This is a genomic window from Amycolatopsis sp. 195334CR, from assembly GCF_017309385.1.
Taxonomy (GTDB): Bacteria; Actinomycetota; Actinomycetes; order Mycobacteriales; family Pseudonocardiaceae; genus Amycolatopsis.
On sequence record NZ_JAFJMJ010000001.1, the window covers coordinates 1392677 to 1412422 of the forward strand.

Genomic DNA, 19746 nt, shown 5'->3' on the forward strand with positions numbered 1-19746 from the left:
CGACCCGGATCACTCAACCGAGGTCGGGTCCCTTCGACCGCAGGTCGTCCACCTTGGACATGGCGTCCCGGAGTTCCCCGAGCCAGGTGTCCGCGTGCTCGCCGACCAGCCGGACCGCCCACGCCAGAGCCTCCGACCGCGACCGCGCCACGCCGGAGTCCACCAGCGTGTCCAGCACCAGCCGCTCCGGCTGCCGCAGGCGCGTCATCACCGGCGCCGACACCGTGGTGAACAGCTCCTGCGTGCCGCCGAGCCGCGCGCCCCAGGACACCTTCCGCTGGTACCGGTGCTCGGCCTGGCGCGCGATCTCGATCCGCTCGTCACGGGTCTCCTCGCGGAACCGGCTGATCCGGCCCGATTCGGCCGCGCTGCGGGCCGCGTCGTCATCGAACTCGCCCTCCAGCGCGGGCAGCTCGCCGACCAGCAGGATCTCCTCCCGGTCGACGGTGACCTGGGGTGCTTCGGTGAACCAGCCGTCGGGCAGCCGTCCGGCGAACCACGCCGCCGCGTCGTCGGCGGGCGGCGCCTCGGTCTGCTGCCAGCCACCGCGGCCGCGCCATCCTCGTCCCATCTCGCCCTCCCTGATTACATGATTACGTCGTAACTCACGTTACGCCCGCAATGAGGTAAGGCGAGGTCCGTTCACTGACGGCGGACAGGGCTCAGAGCGCCGCGCGCAGGTCCTCCACGCTGGTCACCGGGCGGTCGCAGAGGTAACCGCGGCAGACGTACGCCGCCGCCTCGCCGCCGACGAGCGGGCGGTCGGCGAGCAACGGCACGCCCTCGGCGTCGGGCATCCCACCGAGCACGATGCCGCCGCCGTGCACCCGGCGCGCGGCCTCGGCGACCAGTCCGGCACGCGCGACGGCGTCGGCACCGGTCACCGCGACCTGCACCGGACCGGCCCGCAACGCCTCCGCCACGCTCAGCCAGTGGCCGGCGAACCGCGGGATCTGCGAGGACAGCGCGCCCGTGCGGTTGATCGCCTGCTCGGCCGCGTCCCGGTAGCGCCCGGCCGCCTCCGGACCGGCCAGCGCCGAAGCCGTCAGCAACGCGCCTGCCAGCGCGGACGCCCCCGACGGGCTCGCGTTGTCACCGGGGTCGGACGGCCGATGGACCAGTTGCTCCGCGTCGTCCGCGGTGTCGTGGAAGGCGCCGGGCACCTCGGGGTCGGCGAACCGGGTCAGCGCGACCTCCAGCAGGTCGGTCGCGTCGGTCAGCCAGCGCGCTTCGCCGGTCGCCTGGTGCAGCGCGAGCAGGCCGTCGGCCAGGCAGGCGTAGTCCTCCAGCACCCCGGCCGCCTCGCCGACCACGCCGTGTCGCGAGCTGCGGCGCAAGCGGCCGTCGACGACGTGGGTGTCCACCAGGAAGCGCGCGGCCTCGGCGGCGGCGTCGATCCACTGCGTTTTGCCGAACGCCTGCCCCGCCTCGGCCAGCGCGGTGATCGCGAGGCCGTTCCAGGCGGCGATCACCTTGTCGTCCAGACCGGGCTGCGGGCGGTCGGCCCGCGCCCGCAGCAACGCCGACCGGATGCCGTCCAAGCGCGGCTCGTCGTCCGGGTCGAGCGGCAGCTGGAGCGTCGACGCACCGCCTTCGAAGGTGCCCTCCGGAGTGACCTTGAACAGCTCGGCGGCCCACTCGGCGTCCTTCTCGTCGAGCACTTCGACCAGCTGCGAGCGGGTCCAGACATAGGTCAGGCCCTCGATGCCGTCGGTGTCGGCGTCCAGCGAGGCCGCGAACCCGCCCTCGGCGGTGCGGAGGTCGCGGAGCAGGAAGGCGGCGGTCTCCTCGGTGATCCGCTCGGCGATGCCCAAGCCGCTGCGACGGTACAGGTGCGCGTACAGCCGAAGCAGCAACGCGTTGTCGTACAACATCTTCTCGAAGTGGGGCACCACCCAGCCGGCGTCCACCGAGTACCGCGAGAAGCCACCGGCGAGCTGGTCGTACAGGCCACCGCGGGCCATCGCGTGCGCCGCTCGTTCCACAATGGACAGAGCTTCGGCGGAGCCGGTGCGCTCGTGGTGGCGCAGCAGGAACTCCAGCACCATGGACGGCGGGAACTTCGGCGCACCGCCGAAACCACCGTTGGTCCGGTCCTCGTCCTCGGCCAGCTTCGCCACCGCGCCTGCCAGCGCCTCGTCGTCCACAACGGACTCCTTCAACGGGCCGGTGCTCTCGGCCAGGTGCGCCATGATCTGCCCGGCGCCCTCGCGCAGCTCGTCCGGCCGCTCGCCCCACGCCTCGGCCACCGCGACCAGCAGCTGCGGGAACGACGGCAGGCCCGGACGCGGTCGCGGCGGGTAGTAGGTGCCGCAGTGGAACGGCTTGCCGTCCGGGGTGAGGAAGCAGGTCATCGGCCAGCCGCCCTGCCCGGTCATCGCCTGGGTGGCGGTCATGTAGACCGCGTCGATGTCGGGGCGCTCCTCGCGGTCGACCTTGATGTTGACGAAGTTCGCGTTCATCAGCGCCGCGGTGCCCTCGTCTTCGAACGACTCGTGGGCCATCACGTGGCACCAGTGGCAGGCGGCGTACCCGACCGACAGCAGGATGGGCACGTTCCGGCGCTCGGCCTCGGCGAGCGCTTCGGGGCCCCACGGCCACCAGTCGACCGGGTTGTCCGCGTGCTGGAGCAGGTACGGGCTGGTCGCGTCGGCGAGTCGGTTCGGCATACGAGTAAGGGTTCCAGAGAGGGGGGTGCCGCGCAGCGGCTCGGTTGAGGGTGGCGGTGGGCTGGCGGGAGGGAGGGAAAAGCGCGTGTGCCGAACTCGGTCCCATTGCACACTGTTCCGGTGTTGTTGACGATCTCCACCACGCATCGACCGGCCACCGACCTCGGCTTCCTCCTGCACAAGCATCCGGAGCGCGCGCAGTCGTTCCCGATCTCGGCGGGTACGGCCCACGTGTTCTACCCGCGCGCTACGGAGGCGGAGTGCACGGTCGCGCTGCTGGCGGAGATCGACCCGATCGCGCTGGTCCGCGGCGGTGCGACCACGCTGACCCAGTACGTCAACGACCGGCCGTACGCGGCGGGATCGCAGCTCGCGGTGGCCTTGAGGACGGTCTTCACCACCGCCATGACCGGCCGCTGCGACGCCCGTCCGGAGCTCGCCGAGCAGCGGATCCCGCTGTCCGTGCGGGTGCCGTCGTTGTGCTCGCGTGGCGGGATCGAGCTGGTCAGGCGGTTCTTCGAGCCCTTGGGCTGGCAGGTCGACGGCGCGGAGGTGCCGCTGGACGCCGAGATCCCCGGCTGGGCCGAATCGAGGTACGTCGACGCGACGCTGACCGGTGAACTGCGGCTCGCGGACGCCCTGCGCCAGCTGTACGTGCTGCTGCCCGCGCTCGACGGCAGCAAGCACTACTGGGTCGGGCAGGACGAGGCCGACAAGCTCCTGCGGGCAGGCGAGGGCTGGCTCGCCGGGCACCCCGACCGCGAAGCGATCACCAAGCGCTACCTCGAACACCGGCGCACGTACGTGAATTACGCGCTGGAAAGGCTTGGCGTAACTGACGAAGCGGAGGAAGAACCCCGCGTGACCGAAGCACCCGAGCAGCCGGAATCGCTGGCCAAGCAGCGCCAGGGCAGCGTGCTGGCCGCGTTGCGCGCGGCCGGGGCGCAGCGCGTGCTCGATCTGGGCTGCGGTGGTGGCGCGCTGCTGCGCGTCCTGATGCGGGAGCCGTCGTTCACCGAGATCGTCGGGCTCGACGTCTCGGCGAAGGCGCTGGACGTGGCCGAGCGGCGGCTCAAGCTGGACCGCCTGCCGGACCGGCAGCGCGACCGGGTCAAGCTGCGCCAGTCCTCGCTGACCTACGCCGACCCGTCGCTGTCCGGGTACGACGCCGCCGTGCTGATGGAGGTGATCGAGCACCTGGACGAGGAACGGCTGCCCGCGCTCGAACACGCCGTCTTCGCCGTCGCCCGGCCGCGGTGCGTCATCGTCACCACCCCCAACTCGGAGTACAACGTGCGTTTCGAAACCTTGCCCGCCAACACCTTCCGGCACTCCGACCACCGTTTCGAATGGACTCGCGAGGAGTTCGGCCGGTGGGCTTCGGCGGTCGCCGAGCGCAACGGCTACACCGTGCGGCAGCTGCCGGTCGGCGCCGAGGACCCGGAAGTCGGCGCGCCCACGCAGCTCGCCGTGTTCACGGAGGTGGCGGCGTGAAGCTGACCGTTCCCGACATGTCCCTGGTCGCGCTGGTCGGCGTGTCCGGCTCCGGCAAGTCGACCTTCGCGCGCACGCACTTCGCCTCGACGCAGGTGCTTTCCAGCGACTTCTTCCGCGGTCTGGTCTCCGACGACGAGAACGACCAGGCCGCCAGCGCCGACGCCTTCGCCGCGCTGCACTTCGTCGCGGGCAGGCGGCTCGCGGCGGGCAAGCTGACCGTGGTCGACGCGACCAACGTGCAGCGGGGTTCGCGCGCGGACCTGGTCAAGCTGGCCAAGGAGCACGACGTGCTGCCCACCGCCATCGTGTTCGACCTGCCCGAATCGCTGTGCGTGGCGCGCAACGAGGCCCGGCCCGATCGCGATTTCGGTGCGCACGTGGTCCGGCGTCAGCGCGGCGAGCTGAAGCGGTCGCTGAAGTTCCTGCAGAAGGAGGGCTTCCGGCGGGTTCACGTGCTGCGCTCGGTCGAAGAGGTCGAGGCCGCCGAGATCGTGGTCGAACCGCTGATGAACGATCGGCGCGAGCTGACCGGCCCGTTCGACGTGATCGGTGACGTGCACGGCTGCCGCGAGGAACTGGAGGAACTGCTCGGCGAGCTCGGGTACGTGCACGACGGCGCGTACCACCACCCCGAAGGCCGGACCGCGTTGTTCGTCGGCGATCTGGTCGACCGCGGGCCGGACACGCCCGGCGTGCTCGAACTGGTCATGGCCATGGTCGAACGCGGCAGCGCGATGTCGGTGTGCGGGAACCACGAGCAGAAGCTGACGCGCGCACTGCAGGGCAAGAAGGTGCAGGTCACGCACGGCCTCGGCGAGTCGCTGGAGCAGCTCGGCACGCGGGACGAGGCGTTCCGCGCCAAGGTGCTGGAGTTCTGCGACGGGCTGATCGCGCACTACGTGCTCGACGGGGGCAGGCTGGTCGTCGCGCACGCCGGGCTGCCCGAACGGTTCCACGGCCGGGCGTCCGGGCGGGTGCGCAGCACGGCGTTGTTCGGGGAGACCTCCGGCGAGACCGACGAGTTCGGGCTGCCGGTCCGGTACCCATGGGCCCGCGACTACCGGGGCAAGGCGACCGTCCTCTATGGACACACGCCGACGCCCGAGGTGGAATGGGTCAACGGCACGCTGTGCCTGGACACCGGGTGCGTGTTCGGCGGCAAGCTGACCGCGCTGCGGTACCCCGAGCGCGAGGTGGTTTCCGTCGCGGCCAAGAAGGTCTGGTACGAACCCGTGCGCCCGCTGGGACCCGCCAAGCGCGAGCCGGCCGTGCTCGAACTGGCCGACGTCACCGGCAAGCGCATCCTCGAAACGCGCTACCACGGGCGGATCGGGGTGTCGGCCGAGCAGTCGGCCGCGGCGCTGGAGGTGATGAGCCGGTTCGCCGTGGACCCGCGGTGGCTGCTCTACCTGCCCCCGACGATGGCGCCGAGCGCGACCTCGGAGCGGGAGGACTTCCTCGAACACCCCGAGCAGGCCTTCGCCGAGTTCCGCGCGGCCGGGGTGCAGTCCGTGGTGTGCGAGGAGAAGCACATGGGCTCACGGGCGGTGGTGCTGGTCTGCCGCGACTCCGGCGTGGCGCCCGCGCGCTTCGGCATCGAGGGCGACGGCGTGGTGTACACCCGCACCGGGCGGCCGTTCTTCGCGGACACCGAGTTCCTCGGGCGCGTGCGCGAGGCGGCGACCTCGGCCGGGCTGTGGGACGAACTCGGCACGGACTGGCTCCTGCTGGACGCCGAGCTGATGCCGTGGAGCCTCAAGGCCGGGGCGCTGATCGCCGACCAGTACGCGTCGGTGGGCGCGGCCGCGCAGGCGGTGCTGCCCGCGGCGGTCGCCGAGCTGGACGCGGCGGCCGGGCGCGGGATCGACGTGGGGCCGCTGCTGGACCGCACGCGGTCACGGGCTTCGGCGGTCGACGCCTACCGGACGGCCTACCGGCGCTACTGCTGGCCGACCGACGGGCTGAACGGGGTGCGGCTGGCGCCGTTCCAGGTGCTGGCCTCGGCGGGCGCGGCGCACCACACGAAGCCGCACGCCTGGCACCTCGACCTGGCGGCCCGGCTGACCGCGGCCGATCCGGACCTGTTCGCGCCGACCGCGACGCGGTTCGTCGACACCACGGACGCCGACGAGCTGGCCGCGGCCACGCGGTGGTGGCTGGAGCTGACCGAAGCCGGCGGGGAGGGGATGGTGGTCAAGCCCGCCGCGAACCTCACCCGGGGCACGCGCGGGCTGGTGCAGCCGGGGGTCAAGGTGCGCGGGCGGGAGTACCTGCGGATCATCTACGGCCCCGAGTACCTCGACCACCTGCCGCAGTTGCGGAGCCGGGGACTGGGCCGGAAGCGGGCGCTGGCGCTGCGCGAGTACGCGCTCGGGCTGGAAGCACTGGACCGGGTGGCGCGGGGCGAGCCGCTCTGGCGCGTGCACGAATGCGTGTTCGCGGTGCTCGCGCTGGAGTCGGAGCCGGTGGACCCGCGGCTCTAACTGGAGGGCTTGGCTTCCTGGGGATCAGCGGTCTCGGCGGGCTTCTCCTCGCTCGCCGGGGCCGCTTCTTCCGCGGCCTCCGCCTTCGGTTCCGGGTCGTCGAAGCTCTCCGGCACCCGCTTGAGGTGCTTGGTCATCGAGCGGACCAGCAGCACCACGGCGATCAGGAACAGGATCAGCACCAGCAGGCCGACCGGCGAGGACTTGCCGAAGTCCTCGCCCTGGCCGCCGTTGTCGCCGTTGCCCGGCTGCTGGGCCAGCACCGCGGTCGCGGTGACCGGCACCACGGCCAGGTCCGGCAGTACAAAACTCATGGGCTCACCTTCTCAGAGCTTGGCCGGACGCCCTTCGGGCGCCCCCGCGATGCCCGCGAACAAATCGTCCTCCGGAACGGTGCTGTCCACCAGTGACCGGACCAGCTCGTACTCCTCGGTCGGCCACAGCTCGCGCTGGATCTCCAGCGGGGTGGCGAACCAGCGGCTGTCCGGGTCGATCTGGGTGGCGTGCGCCTTGAGCGCCTCGTCGCGCTGCTCGAAGTAGTCACCGCACGGGACCCGGGTGGTCACCCGCTCCATCACGTCCGGCTTGTCGTCGCTCCAGCGCTTGAGCCACTCCTCGTACGGCGACTCCAGGCCCGCCTTGAGCAGGGCCTCGTGCATCGCGGTCATCCTGGCGCGGGAGAACCCGTGCACGTAGTACAGCTTCAGCGGCTGCCACGGCTCGCCCGTGCCCGGGTACTTGTCCGGGTCGCCCGCCGCGTCGAAGGCGGCCATCGAGATCTCGTGCGTCCGGATGTGGTCCGGGTGCGGGTAACCGCCGTTCTCGTCGTAGGTGATGATCACGTGCGGGCGGAAGTCGCGGATGGCCTCGACCAGCGGGCCGGTGGACTCCTCGATCGGCACGGTGGCAAACGAGCCCTCCGGCAGCGGGGGCAGCGGGTCGCCCTCGGGCAGGCCGGAGTCGACGAAGCCGAGCCAGCGGTGCTGCACGCCGAGGATCTTCGCCGCGCGCGCCATCTCCTCGCGGCGGATCTCGGTCATGTTCTCCAGCACCTCGGGCCGGTCCATGGCCGGGTTGAGGATGCTGCCCGCCTCACCACCGGTGCAGGTCACCACCAAAACCTCGTGCCCCTCGGCGACGTAACGCGCCATGGTGGCCGCACCCTTGCTGGACTCGTCGTCCGGGTGGGCGTGCACCGCCATCAGCCGAAGCGCCATAACCGGCATGTCCCTTCTCTGCGTTGACCCCACGTCAAGCCCCCAGACGGCCAACGCGGATACTCGACTCAGCATTCCCCTGCCATTGTCCCCGCTGCACCGACCAGACGGCCCGGAGGCCCGGTTTGCCCACCGAAACGCCCGCTCGCCTGCCGGAAGGCCGGTACGGCAAGCCCCCGCGCAAAGCACCCAGGCGGTGGCGCGTGTGGGCGCTGAGCGTGGCCGGCCTGCTGGTCGGTGGCGCGGTCGCCTTCCTGGCCTACGCCAATCTCGGCACCGCGCCGATCGAGGGCCAGCGACGGCTGTTCACCGAGCTGCCCGGGAACGCGATGGAGATCACCGTCGACGTGACGAGGGACGAGCCGGAGCGCCCCGGCGTCTGCATCGTGCGCGTGCGCGACATCACCGGGGCGGAGAGCGGGCGGCGCGAAGTACTGGTGCCACCCGGTGACAGCAGCACCGCGGTGACGGCGGTGATCAAAAGCGGTGGGCGCCCGGTGACGGCCGACGTATTCGGCTGCTCGTACGAGGTGCCCGAATATTTGTCAACCCCGTAGCGGCCAACGGGGTGAAGCGGGCGGTCAACGCCCGTTCCACGGCCGGAAAAGGCGGCCTCGTGCCCCCTTGTCGTGTTATGCTGATCTACCGGCACGGCCCCAGGCGGGCCGTGTTTTTCCTTTATCTCTGCCTCGCCGGCGAGCCACGCCGGTGGAGGTAGCCGGCTTGCATACCCAAGACCGGCAGGCCCAACGAGGAGATGGTGACCGTGAGCGACACCCAGGTGACCTGGCTGACCCAGGATGCCTACGACAGGCTCAAGCACGAGCTCGACGAACTCATCGAGAATCGTCCGGTCATCGCCGCGAAGATCAACGACAGCCGGGAAGAGGGCGACCTCAAGGAGAACGGTGGCTACCACGCCGCCCGTGAGGAACAGGCCCACCAGGAGTCCCGCATCCGCCACCTCCAGGAGCTGCTGCGCGCGGCCAAGGTCGGCGAAGCCCCGGCGAACGACGGACTCGCGGAGCCCGGCAAGATTCTCACCGTGCGTTACGAGGGCGATGACGAGGACGAGAAGTTCCTGCTCGCCACCCGTGAGGAGGGCGCCGAAGGCGACCTCGACGTGTACTCCCCGGAGTCACCGCTCGGCCGCGCCCTGCTCGGCGCGAAGGAGGGCGAGGCTCGCGAGTACGAGCTGCCCAACGGCAACACCCAGAAGGTGACCCTGGTCAAGGCGGTGCCCTACACCGGCTGACCGCTCGCCGTCTCCCGACCTGAAGAACGCACGCCCGGCCGTGAGCTTTGCCCATGGCCGGGCGCGCATGTTTCCGGCTAGCGTCGGAAGCAAAGCTTTGGGAGGCAGTTTTGAGCGACTTACCAATTTGCGGGACCTGCGGGACCCAGTACGCGACGCCACAGACCGAATGCCAGATCTGCGAAGACGAACGCCAGTACGTCCCGCAATCCGGCCAGACTTGGACCACTCTCGCGAAGATGCGCGAGAGTGGCGATTATTCGGCACGCATCGAACACCCGGGCGAAGGCTTGATCGAAATCGGCACCGAACCCCGGTTCGGCATCGGGCAGCGCGCGCTGCTGGTGCAGGCCGCTTCGGGCAACCTCCTCTGGGACTGCGTGACCTACCTCGACGACGAGATCGTCGCCGCGGTCGAGGCGGCCGGCGGCATCACCGGCATCGCCATCAGCCACCCGCACTACTACGGCACCATGGTCGAGTGGGCGAAGGCCTTCAACGTGCCGATCCACCTGCACGAGAAGGACAAGGACTGGATCGGCCGCACCGACGACGCGATCGAGCTGTGGAGCGGTGACTCGAAGCAGCTCGCCGACGACCTGACGCTGGTCAACCTGGGCGTGCACTTCCCGGGGTCCACCGTGCTGCACTGGCGCGACGGCGCCGCGGGCAAGGGCGCGCTGCTCACCGGCGACATCGTGCAGGTCATCCCGGACCGCAAGTTCGTCGGGTTCATGTACAGCTACCCGAACCTGATCCCGGAGCGGCCGAGCATCGTCAAGCACGCCGCCGAGATCCTCGAGCCGTACCGGTTCGAGAAGCTGCACGGCGCCTGGTGGAACTCCTCCATCAACGCCGACGCGCACGGCATCGTCCAGCGCTCCGCGAAGCGCTACCTCGAGCACGCGCGCGACTGATCGCTCCGGCGACGCCGCCCATGTCACGAATGTGGCTTTCGAGACGTTCCGCGTCTCGAAAGCCACATTCGTGACACCAGGCGCGCCCGGCGGCGGCCGGTCACCGCTGCCGCGCGGTGCGTTCCAGCAGGGGACGCACCCGCGGCGGCACGGGCGTGGACAGCGCGATCGAGGTCGAGGTCCGCAGCACGTCCGGTACGCCGACCACCTCGTCGATCACCCGCTGCAGGTCGTCGTTGTCGCGCGCGACCATGCGCACGAACAGGTCGCCCTGCCCGGTGGTGGCGTGCACCTCGCACACCTCGTCGATCGCGGCCAGCGCCGCCGCCACCCCGGTGCGGCGGCCCTGCGCGATCTCCAGCCAGGCGAACGCGGTCAGCCCGTAGCCCATCGCGGCCAGGTCCAGTTCCGGCGGGAAGCCGCCGAGCACGCCCTTCGCCGCCAGCCGGTCCAGCCTGGCCTGCACCGTCCCCCGCGCCACCCCGAGCCGTCGCGCGCTTTCCAGCACGCCCAGGCGCGGCGCGTCGGTGAGCAGCAGGAGCAGGCGCGCGTCCAGGTCGTCGAGGGCTTCTTCAGGCATGGCGAATCTCCTGCACAGGTTGTCCACTCTGACCGGCCGATTCCCGGTTTCCTTGAGCATACTGCCCAGTGAATTCGATGACTGTTGCTCATCTTGCCCGGCGCGTTGATGCTCGAAGCATGACGCACACACTCGACCCACAAGGCGCACTCGACGACGTCAGCTACGACCAGCTGCGTCAGCTCGTCGGCCTCGTCGACCACGACGCGTCGGCCGACCCGTTCCCGGTGAAGGCCATGGACGCCGTGGTCTTCATCTCCGGCAACGCCACGCAGACCGCGTGGTTCTACCAGGTGGCCTTCGGCATGCGGCTGGTCGCCTACTCGGGTCCCGAGACCGGGCACCCCGAGCGCAAGTCGTTCGTGCTGAAGTCCGGTTCGGCGCGGTTCGTCATCAACGGCGGGGTCAAGCCCGACTCCGCGCTGCTCGACCACCACCGCCGCCACGGCGACGGCGTCACCGACCTCGCGCTCGAGGTCGCCGACGTGGACAAGTGCGTCGAGCACGCCCGGTCGCAGGGCGCGACCGTGCTCGAAGAGCCCTACGAGATCTCCGACGAGCACGGCACCGTGCGCATCGCGTCGATCGCGACCTACGGCGAGACCCGCCACTCGCTGATCGACCGCTCCCGCTACACCGGTCCCTACCTGCCCGGGTACGTGGCTCGCGAGAGCACCGTGAAGCGGCCGGAAGGCGCGCCGAAGCGGCTGTTCCAGGCGGTCGACCACTGCGTCGGCAACGTCGAGCTGGGCAAGATGGACTACTGGGTGGACTGGTACCACCGCGTGATGGGCTTCGTGAACATGGCGGAGTTCGTCGGCGACGACATCGCCACCGAGTACTCGGCGCTGATGAGCAAGGTGGTGTCGAACGGCAACCACCGGGTCAAGTTCCCGCTCAACGAGCCCGCCGTGGCGAAGAAGAAGTCGCAGATCGACGAGTACCTGGAGTTCTACGGCGGTGCCGGGTGCCAGCACATCGCGCTGGCCACCAACGACATCGTCGGCACCGTGGTCGCCATGCGCGCGGCGGGTGTGGAGTTCCTGGACACGCCGGACTCCTACTACGACGACCCGGAGCTGCGGGCGCGGATCGGCAAGGTGCGCGTGCCGATCGAAACGCTGAAGGAGCACCGGATCCTGGTCGACCGGGACGAGGACGGCTACCTGCTGCAGATCTTCACCAAGCCGATCGGCGACCGGCCGACGGTGTTCTACGAGCTGATCGAGCGCCACGGCTCGCTGGGCTTCGGCAAGGGCAACTTCAAGGCCCTGTTCGAGGCGATCGAGCGCGAGCAGGAACGCCGCGGCAACCTCTGAGGTCCCGTGCGGTGAATGTGGCTTTCACGGCGTCTGACGCGGTGAAAGCCACATTCACCGCATCACATCACCCGGAAGCCCGCGCGTTGCAGGTCGGCGGCGACCTCCGTGCAGTGCTCCGGGCCGCGCGTCTCCAGGTTCAACGAGACCTCCACCTCGCCCAGCCGCAGCGCGCCCGAGATGCGCGAGTGCTCCACGTCCACCACGTTCGCGCCCAGCTCGCTCACCTTCGACAGCACGCTCGCCAGCGACCCGGGGCGGTCCGGCACGCGCAGCCGCAGCTTCAGGTACCGCCCACCGGCGGTCATGCCGTGCTGGATGATCTGCAACAGCAGCAGCGGGTCCACGTTCCCGCCGGACAGCACCGCCACGATCGGCGGTTCGAACGCGCCGGGGTGCTGCAGCAACGCCGCCACCGCCGCCGCGCCCGCCGGTTCGACGACGAGCTTGCGGCGTTCCAGGCACAGCAGCACCGCCCGCGACAGCGACTCCTCGGTCACCGTCACCACGTCGTCCACCATCTCGGCCACGTGCGCGTAGCTGACCGGCCCCGGCGCGCCGACCGCGATGCCGTCGGCCATGGTGCTCAGCTCGGTCAGCCGCACCGGCTCGCCGGCGGCCAGCGAAGGCGGGTAGGCGGCGGCGTTCTCGGCCTGCACGCCGATCACCTTGACCTCCGGCCGCACCGCCTTCACCGCCGACGCCACCCCGCCGACCAGTCCCCCGCCGCCGGTGGCGACCAGGATGGTGGCCACGCCCGGCACCTGTTCGAGCACCTCCAGCCCGACCGTGCCCTGCCCGGCGATCACGTCCGGGTGGTCGAACGGGTGGATGAACACCGCGCCGGTGTGCTCGGCGAAGGCCATCGCCTCGGCCAGGGTCTCCTCCAGCACCTCGCCGTGCAGGTGCACGTCGGCGCCGTAGCCCTTGGTCGCGGCGAGTTTCGGCAGCGGGACGCGTTCGGGCATGAACACGGTGGACTTCGCGCCGAGCAGCGCGGCGGCCAGCGCCACGCCCTGGGCGTGGTTGCCCGCGCTCGCCGCGACCACGCCGCGCGCTCGTTCCTCCTCGCTCAGCCCGTGGATCCGGGTGTAGGCGCCGCGGATCTTGAACGATCCGGTGCGCTGGAGGTTCTCGCATTTGAGGTGGACGGGACCGCCGTGGAGCCGGCGCAGGTCACGCGCGTGCTCCATCGGGGTCTTCCGGACCACGCCGGCCAACAGGGTCCGGGCCGCCTGGATCCGGTCGAGATCAACCAGTTGCATGCCTCGGGATCATGCCAGCTTCCCCGACTTCGGCGGAGGTCCTCGGCCGGACCAGGTACCCTTGTCTCGTCACCGGTTTTCCACAGGGAGTGAAAGCATGTCACGGGTGTCCACCGCGGGCCGGTCGGTCGGCGTGCTGCCCCTGATCGCCGGCGTCGCCTCGGCCATCGCGCTCACCGGCGCGGCCTTCTACACCGTGGACGCCGCGAGCTGCGGCGAATCCGGCCAGTACATCCGCCACGACGACCACCTCGAACTGGTCGGCGGCTGCGTGGACGGCAGCTCGCTGCCGCACTCCCCGGAGAAAACGGGCAACGAGGCCGTCCCGCAGAACTACCGCCCCTAGCCGAGGGCCTTCAGCAGGTCGTCGAGCAGGTCGCGGCTGTCCTCGATGCCGACGGACAGGCGGAGCAGCTCGGCCGGGACCTGCAGCGTCGAACCCACCACGCTGGCGTGCGTCATCCGGCCCGGGTGCTCGATCAGCGACTCGATCCCGCCCAGCGACTCGGCCAGGATGAACAGTTCGGTCCGCGCGGCCGTCTCCAGCGCGGCCTGCTCGCCGTCGGCGTGGGTGAACGAGATCATCCCGCCGAACCGGCGCATCTGCTTCGCCGCGATCTCGTGGCCGGGGTGCTCGGGCAGGCCCGGGTAGTACACCTTGGCCACCTTCGGGTGCGCGACCAGCGCGTTCGCGATCAGCTCGGCGTTGTCGCAGTGCCGCTCCATCCGCACGGCGAGCGTCTTCAGCCCGCGCATGGTGAGGAACGCGTCGAACGGCCCGGGCACCGCGCCGGAGGTGTTCCGCATGAAAAAGAGCTGCTCGCGCAGCTCGTCCTCGTTGGTGATGACCGCGCCGCCGACCACATCCGAGTGGCCGCCCAGGTACTTCGTGGTCGAGTGCAGCACCACGTCGGCGCCGAGGGAGAGCGGGTTCTGCAGGTACGGGGTGGCGAAGGTGTTGTCCACCACCAGCCGCGCGCCCGCCGAGTGGGCCAGGCCGGACAGCGCGGCGATGTCGGCGATGCCGAGCAGCGGGTTGGTCGGCGACTCGCACCAGATCAGCTTGGTCTCGGGGCGGATCGCCGCGCGCACCTCGTCCAGGTTCGACAGGTGGGCCACCGAGTACTCCACGCCCCAGTGCGCGAGCACCTTGTCGATCAGCCGGAACGTGCCGCCGTAGGCGTCGTCGCCGAGCACGAGGTGGTCGCCGGGGCGGAGCACGGTGCGCAGCACGGCGTCGGTGGCGGCCATGCCGGAGGCGAAGGCGAGGCCGTGGCGGCCGCCTTCCAGGGAGGCCAGCGCCTGCTCGAGCGCGGTGCGCGTGGGGTTGGCGGTGCGCGAGTACTCGTAGTCGCCCTCGCGGGTACCGCCCACGCCGTCCTGGGCGTAGGTCGAGGTCTGGTAGATCGGCACGATCACCGCGCCGGTTCGCGGATCGGGTTCCTGGCCCGCGTGGATCGCGCGCGTTTCGAACCCGAACCTGAAGACGTCGTCAACCATGATCTCAGGGTACGGCCATCCGGCGGTTGTCCCGCGGGCTGGGAGGGTGGGACGGGGGGTTGACGCGGCAGCACCCGGGGTGGATACTGCCGCGTCCCCGGCTCACCAGCCCTGCGGCTGCGGCGCGCCGGCCTGCTGCAGGTAGCGACCGGTCGGCGGGACGGCCGCGAGCACCAGCGTGATGATCGCGGGCAGCGCCACGATGACCACCACGCCCACGGCGCCACCGACCACCGCACCGCTACCGCTGGCCCCGTCGACGTACATCGAGGTGTTCACGATGGTCAGCAGGCTGGAGATCAGCACCAGCGCGCAGCCGGCGATCACCAGCCACCGGCCGACCGGCTTCTTCATGAAGATCATGATGCCGCCGACGAGCAGCAGCAGGGCCTCGACGACCACCAGGCCGATACCGACGTAGCTCATCACCGGGATGCTGCCGGCGAACTCGGCGAGCAGGATGAAGCTGGCGATGAGGGAGATCAGCGCCCAGACCGCGCCGAGCACGGCCAGCACACCGGCGGTGATCGCGGTGCCACCGCTGGGCTTGGGCGGCGGCATCATCCCGCCGGGATAGGCGGGCGGCGCCTGCGGGTACGGCTGGGCCGGGTAGCCACCGGAGTTGGGGCCCGGCGCGGGGAAGCCGCCGGAACCGGGGGCTTGGAAGCCACCGGAGCCGGGCGCCTGCGCGGGAAAGCCACCGGAGCCGGGCGCCTGGCCCGGCACGCCACCGGGCGCCTGCGCCGGGAAGCCGCCGGAGCCAGGGGCCTGGCCCGGGTAGCCGCCGGGCTGACCGGGTGCGGGGAAACCGCCGGAGCCGGGTGCCTGCCCGGGATAGCCGCCGGGGTTCTGCGCGGGGTGGCCCCCGGAGTTCGGGTACTGCGGTTGGTTCGGCTGCGTCACTTGGTACTCCCCATTCACCGGCCGGGTGGCTCCATCGGTCGGTCAGCGTAGCTGGCCCGAATGGCGGAATCAGGAGAACCGCTGCCCTCGTTGACCCAGCGGTCGGTCGCGGGCACCAGCACCAGGCCCAACGTGACGATCGCGGGCACGATGGTGACGATCAGCACCACGCCCGCCATCGCGACGGTGGCCCCGGCGGCGCTGTCGGTCAGGCCGGTGAGACCACCGAGAATGACCAGCAGGTAGCTCAGCAGCGCCGCGCACACCCCGGCGATGACCATCAGCCTGCCGTAGGGACGTCGTCGCAGCAGTTTGGTCCCGCCGGGCAGCAGCAGCGCGGCCACCGCCAGGTTGAACCCGATGCCGACCACCACCTGGAACCAGCCCGCCTCGGTGGTGACCAGCGACGCGGCGGCCGCGAACAGGCCGAACAGGTGCCACAGCCCGCCGAGCAGCGCCAGCACCCCGGCGGCGACCGCGGTCCTCATTCACCAGCCCTGTTGCGGCGGGTACCCCTGCGGCGGACCGTAGATCGGCTGCGCCTGCGGTTTGTGGCCCAGGTACCGGAACGTGGTCGGCAGCACCGCGAGGATCAGCGTCAGCGGCGCCAGCACCATGATCATCACCCGCAGGATGGCCTCGCTCTGGCCGAACTCGAACACCAGGCTGTAGTGGCGGCCGTACAGCCGGTCCCACAGCGTCGGCTCGATGAACACCGCGACCGCGCCGAGCAGCGAGCCGATCAGCAGCAGGATCGCGCCCGCGGTGGCGCGGAAGAAGGTGATCAGCGCGCCGATCAGGGCGAACACCGCGCAGGCGGTGAGCATGCCGTAGTAGGTGAGCACCCCGCCGGGCAGGTCGCTGAGGCCGAACGCGGGCGGCATGTCGATGAACAACTCGGCGACCGTGAGGTAACCGGCCGTGCCGGCGAGCACCAGGCCGAGCACCGCCGCGATGATCGCGGTGGCTCCGTTCGGGCGCCGCTGCGCCGCGGGATAGCCGTGCTGCCCGGGGTGACCAGGGCCCGGCTGTGGCTGATAGCCGTAGGGATTCGTCACGGGGTTCTCCCAGGTGGGTCGCGAGTCCTCAGGCAGCCACCCTAGCGGGCCGGACCGCAAAAAAGGGTGCCCTCGGCCGAACGGCCGAGGGCACCCTTCGCGACTGCGCTTACCCCGTCACCACTGCTGCGGGGGCTGCTGCTGACCCGGCGGCGGCGGGAAGCCACCGGGCGGCGGGGGCTGCTGCCCCGGCTGCCCGAACGCGGGCGGCTGGCCCTGCTGCGGGAACCCACCGCTAGGCGGGCCCTGCGGCTGACCGAACCCACCGCTCGGCGGGCCCTGGGGCGGCTGGCCGAAGCCACCGCTCGGCGGACCCTGCGGCGGGAAGCCGGGCTGCTGCCCCGGCGGCGGGCCGAAGCCACCGGGACCGCCGGGAGGCGGACCGAAACCACCGGGGCCACCGGGACCACCCGGGCCGCCGAAGCCGCCACCCTGCTGGCCACCGAAGGCCGACCCGTTCTCGATGCCGATCCACGGCTGGGTCTGCGGGAAGAAGCCGAGCACACCGGCACCGGCCGCGAGCAGACCGATGAACAGGTTGAAGACCAGACCACCGGCGAAGGTGTACATCGCCGCCACCACGATGGTGAAGACGATCAGCAGACCACCGGCACCGAGCAGCACGTACTGCGCGATCTTCTTCTTCATGAAGATCAGCGCCCCACCGGCGATCGCACCGGCCAGGCCGAGCAGCAGCACCACCCACATGATGATCACGCCGGCGCCGACCCCGTAGTCGACCGACATGTCCTCGCACCGCTGCTGCGCGGCACCGGACAGGCCGTCGCACGGGCTGGAGATCGTGGCCACGTCGATCAGGCTGATCAGGTTGAAGATCAGCGAGATCGCGGCCAGACCGGCCACCGCACCGGCGATGATCATGGAGATCATCTTGTTGTTGTCGTTGCCCCCACCGGGAGGCGGGCCGTAGCCGGGCTGGCCGAAGCCACCGGGGCCACCGGGAGGCGGCCCGAAGCCACCACCGGGCGGCGGGCCGAAGCCACCACCGGGGCCGCCCTGCGGCTGACCGAAACCGCCGGGACCACCCGGGCCGCCCTGCGGCTGGCCGAAGCCACCCTGCCCACCGGGCTGCTGCCCCTGCGACGGGTCGAACCCGCCCGGCGCGCCGAACCCGCCGGACGGCTGGCCGAAGGCGGCGTTCGGGTTGTCCGCCGCGCTGGGCGGCGGGGCGTACGGGATGGCGGGCGGCGGCTGCGAGCCGGGGGGCACCAGCTGGGTGGAGTCCGCACCGGGCTCACCACCACCCTGCACCGGGCTGACCACCTGGGTGGCACCGGCGTCGCCGGGCTTGGCCGGCTGGACAACCTGCGTCGGCTCGGGGGTGTCACCGAACTGGCCACCGCCGGCCGGCGGCTGGCCCGGCTGCACGACCTGGGTCGGCTCGGGCTGGCCGAACGGGTTTTCCTGTTGCGGGTTGGGACCACTCGGCGGGCCTTGAGACGGCTGCCCGCCGCCCCAAGGCTGGTCCGGTGGCTGCGGAGCACTCATGTGGGTCTTGAACCCCCTTGACGAGGACCTGGGCTATTCACTCAACTCGCGCACACGCTATCTGATGGCGGGGTGGAGTGCGCGTAACGCCCCAGCCCCGCCACACGATGGAATTCTTCTACCTACCGGCCAGGAAGGCGAGCAGGTCCTGCCTGGTCACGACCCCGGCGGGCTTGCCGTCCACCAGCACCAGCGCGCCGTCGGCGGCGGTCAGCGCGGTCATCGCCGAGCCGACCGGCTCCCCGGCGCCCATCGTGGGCAGCGGCGGGGACATGTGCGTCTCCAGCCGGTCGGCCAGCGCCGCCTTGCCGGTGAACAACGCGTCGAGCAGATCGCGCTCGTTGACCGCGCCGACCACCTCGGCCGCCATCACCGGCGGTTCCGCGCTGACCACCGGCATCTGGCTGACGCCGAACTCCCGCAGGATGGCCACCGCCTCGCCGACCGTCTCGTTGGGGTGGGTGTGCACCAGGTCGGGCAGCGAACCGTCCTTGCGCCGCAGCACGTCGCCCATGGTGGCGCCGGTGGAGTCCGGCGGCAGGAAGCCGTGGGAGGCCATCCACGGGTCGTTGAACACCTTGGTCAGGTAACCGCGGCCGCTGTCGGGCAGCAGCACCACGATCACGTCGTCCTCGGTGCCCCGCTCGGCCAGCTCCAGCGCGGCGGCCACGGCCATCCCGCACGAGCCGCCGACCAGCAGGCCCTCCTCGCGGGCCAGGCGGCGGGTGATGTGGAACGAGTCGGCGTCGGAGATCGGGATGATCTCGTCCGCCACCGACCGGTCGTAGGTCTCCGGCCAGAAGTCCTCACCGACGCCCTCGACCAGGTACGGCCGCCCCGAGCCGCCCGAGTAGACCGAGCCCTCCGGGTCCGCGCCGACGATCTTGACCCGGCCGTCGCTGACCTCCTTGAGGTAGCGGCCGGTGCCGGAGATGGTGCCGCCGGTGCCGACGCCGGCCACGAAGTGGGTGATCCGGCCGTCGGTCTGCCGCCACAGCTCGGGGCCGGTCGAGTGGTAGTGGCTGGCCGGGTTCTCCGGGTTCGCGTACTGGTTCGGCTTCCAGGCGTTCTCGATCTCGTTGACCAGCCGGTCCGAGACGTTGTAGTAGGACTCGGGGTGCTCCGGCGCGACGGCGGTCGGGCAGACCACCACCTCGGCGCCGTAGGCCTTGAGCACGTTGCGCTTGTCCTCGCTGACCTTGTCCGGGCAGACGAACACGCACTTGTAGCCCTTGCGCTGGGCGACCATGGCCAGCCCGACCCCGGTGTTGCCCGAGGTCGGCTCGACGATCGTGCCGCCGGGCTTGAGCTCGCCGGAGCGCTCGGCCGCCTCGACCATGCGCAGCGCGATGCGGTCCTTGACGCTCCCGCCGGGGTTGACGTACTCGACCTTGGCCAGCACCAGCGGCTTGAGGCCGTCGGCCAGCGCGTTCAGCTTCACCAGTGGCGTGTTGCCCACCAGATCGACGATGTGTTCGGCGTACTCCACACCCGGCTCCCTGTTCAGCGGAAAGGCACGCCCGGTCGGGGCGCGCCTCCACCCTAACCGCCGGTCGGGGCTTGCCCTGCGGCGC

At 71.1% G+C, this 19746-nt stretch carries 19 protein-coding genes; 7 read left to right on the forward strand and 12 right to left on the reverse strand.

The window, feature by feature from the left end; translation table 11 throughout:
• Positions 1–13: 13 nt before the first annotated feature.
• Together JYK18_RS06765 and JYK18_RS06770 are read right to left on the reverse strand one after the other, a co-directional pair.
• Positions 14–571: a hypothetical protein gene (locus tag JYK18_RS06765; RefSeq protein ID WP_206801291.1), complete on the reverse strand. Its 558-nt coding sequence runs from the start codon at positions 569–571 to the stop codon at positions 14–16.
• A gap of 91 nt (positions 572–662) precedes the next feature.
• Positions 663–2669, reverse strand: a complete 2007-nt coding sequence (locus tag JYK18_RS06770; RefSeq protein ID WP_206801292.1) for a thioredoxin domain-containing protein — start codon at positions 2667–2669, stop codon at positions 663–665.
• Positions 2670–2789: 120 nt separating this feature from the next.
• Here JYK18_RS06770 and JYK18_RS06775 point away from each other — a divergent pair, with 120 nt between their 5' ends.
• Both JYK18_RS06775 and JYK18_RS06780 read left to right on the forward strand, forming a co-directional pair.
• Positions 2790–4163 carry a 3' terminal RNA ribose 2'-O-methyltransferase Hen1 gene (locus JYK18_RS06775; RefSeq protein ID WP_206801293.1) on the forward strand — a complete coding sequence of 458 codons (1374 nt, stop codon included), beginning with the start codon at positions 2790–2792 and terminating at the stop codon, positions 4161–4163.
• A complete protein-coding gene (locus JYK18_RS06780; RefSeq protein WP_206801294.1) occupies positions 4160–6649 on the forward strand; it encodes a polynucleotide kinase-phosphatase in 2490 nt (829 codons plus the stop codon). The genes JYK18_RS06775 and JYK18_RS06780 overlap by 4 nt, the downstream gene beginning before the upstream one ends.
• Here the strand turns inward: JYK18_RS06780 and JYK18_RS06785 are convergent.
• The gene (locus tag JYK18_RS06785) at positions 6646–6963 is read right to left on the reverse strand and encodes a hypothetical protein (RefSeq protein WP_206801295.1); all 318 of its coding nucleotides are present in this window, start codon (positions 6961–6963) and stop codon (positions 6646–6648) included. The two genes, JYK18_RS06780 and JYK18_RS06785, sit on opposite strands and share 4 nt — an antisense overlap.
• A gap of 12 nt (positions 6964–6975) precedes the next feature.
• A complete protein-coding gene (mca, locus tag JYK18_RS06790) occupies positions 6976–7875 on the reverse strand; it encodes a mycothiol conjugate amidase Mca (RefSeq protein WP_374194994.1) in 900 nt (299 codons plus the stop codon).
• A gap of 116 nt (positions 7876–7991) precedes the next feature.
• Between mca and JYK18_RS06795 the strand changes: the two genes are divergently transcribed.
• The 3 genes from JYK18_RS06795 (at position 7992) to JYK18_RS06805 (ending at position 10038) form a co-directional block, all read left to right on the forward strand.
• On the forward strand, positions 7992–8423 hold the full coding sequence (locus JYK18_RS06795; protein ID WP_206801296.1) for a DUF4307 domain-containing protein: 432 nt from the start codon (positions 7992–7994) through the stop codon (positions 8421–8423).
• Between the two features lie 200 nt (positions 8424–8623).
• Positions 8624–9121, forward strand: a complete 498-nt coding sequence (gene greA / locus JYK18_RS06800; protein WP_153029215.1) for a transcription elongation factor GreA — start codon at positions 8624–8626, stop codon at positions 9119–9121.
• A gap of 110 nt (positions 9122–9231) precedes the next feature.
• The gene (locus JYK18_RS06805) at positions 9232–10038 is read left to right on the forward strand and encodes an MBL fold metallo-hydrolase (protein WP_206801297.1); all 807 of its coding nucleotides are present in this window, start codon (positions 9232–9234) and stop codon (positions 10036–10038) included.
• A gap of 100 nt (positions 10039–10138) precedes the next feature.
• Here the strand turns inward: JYK18_RS06805 and JYK18_RS06810 are convergent, their stop codons facing one another.
• Entirely contained in the window at positions 10139–10618 is a 480-nt protein-coding gene (locus JYK18_RS06810; RefSeq protein ID WP_206801298.1) for an Lrp/AsnC family transcriptional regulator, read from the reverse strand.
• Between the two features lie 119 nt (positions 10619–10737).
• On the opposite strand from JYK18_RS06810, the gene hppD reads away from it, so the two are divergent.
• Entirely contained in the window at positions 10738–11937 is a 1200-nt protein-coding gene (gene hppD / locus JYK18_RS06815) for a 4-hydroxyphenylpyruvate dioxygenase (RefSeq protein ID WP_206801299.1), read from the forward strand.
• A gap of 62 nt (positions 11938–11999) precedes the next feature.
• On the opposite strand, the gene ilvA is transcribed toward hppD, so the two are convergent.
• Positions 12000–13202, reverse strand: coding sequence for a threonine ammonia-lyase (gene ilvA, locus JYK18_RS06820; protein ID WP_206801300.1), 1203 nt, complete (start codon positions 13200–13202; stop codon positions 12000–12002).
• A 97-nt stretch (positions 13203–13299) separates the two neighbouring features.
• On the opposite strand from ilvA, the gene JYK18_RS06825 reads away from it, so the two are divergent.
• Positions 13300–13548, forward strand: coding sequence for a hypothetical protein (locus tag JYK18_RS06825; RefSeq protein ID WP_206801301.1), 249 nt, complete (start codon positions 13300–13302; stop codon positions 13546–13548).
• On the opposite strand, the gene JYK18_RS06830 is transcribed toward JYK18_RS06825, so the two are convergent.
• From JYK18_RS06830 to JYK18_RS06855, 6 genes are all read right to left on the reverse strand, one after another.
• Positions 13545–14702 carry a cystathionine gamma-synthase gene (locus tag JYK18_RS06830; RefSeq protein ID WP_206801302.1) on the reverse strand — a complete coding sequence of 386 codons (1158 nt, stop codon included), beginning with the start codon at positions 14700–14702 and terminating at the stop codon, positions 13545–13547. The two genes, JYK18_RS06825 and JYK18_RS06830, sit on opposite strands and share 4 nt — an antisense overlap.
• 102 nt (positions 14703–14804) lie before the next feature.
• Complete coding sequence (locus tag JYK18_RS47465) at positions 14805–15605, reverse strand: hypothetical protein (protein WP_206801303.1); 801 nt, start codon at positions 15603–15605, stop codon at positions 14805–14807.
• Positions 15606–15619: 14 nt separating this feature from the next.
• Positions 15620–16093 carry a hypothetical protein gene (locus tag JYK18_RS06840; protein WP_206801304.1) on the reverse strand — a complete coding sequence of 158 codons (474 nt, stop codon included), beginning with the start codon at positions 16091–16093 and terminating at the stop codon, positions 15620–15622.
• On the reverse strand, positions 16094–16663 hold the full coding sequence (locus JYK18_RS06845; protein WP_206801305.1) for a hypothetical protein: 570 nt from the start codon (positions 16661–16663) through the stop codon (positions 16094–16096). It abuts the gene before it with no gap.
• 117 nt (positions 16664–16780) lie between these two features.
• Positions 16781–18172 (reverse strand): hypothetical protein, encoded by a 1392-nt coding sequence (locus JYK18_RS06850; RefSeq protein WP_206801306.1) that lies wholly within the window; start codon positions 18170–18172, stop codon positions 16781–16783.
• Between the two features lie 118 nt (positions 18173–18290).
• A complete protein-coding gene (locus JYK18_RS06855) occupies positions 18291–19661 on the reverse strand; it encodes a cystathionine beta-synthase (protein ID WP_206801307.1) in 1371 nt (456 codons plus the stop codon).
• Positions 19662–19746 lie beyond the last annotated feature (85 nt).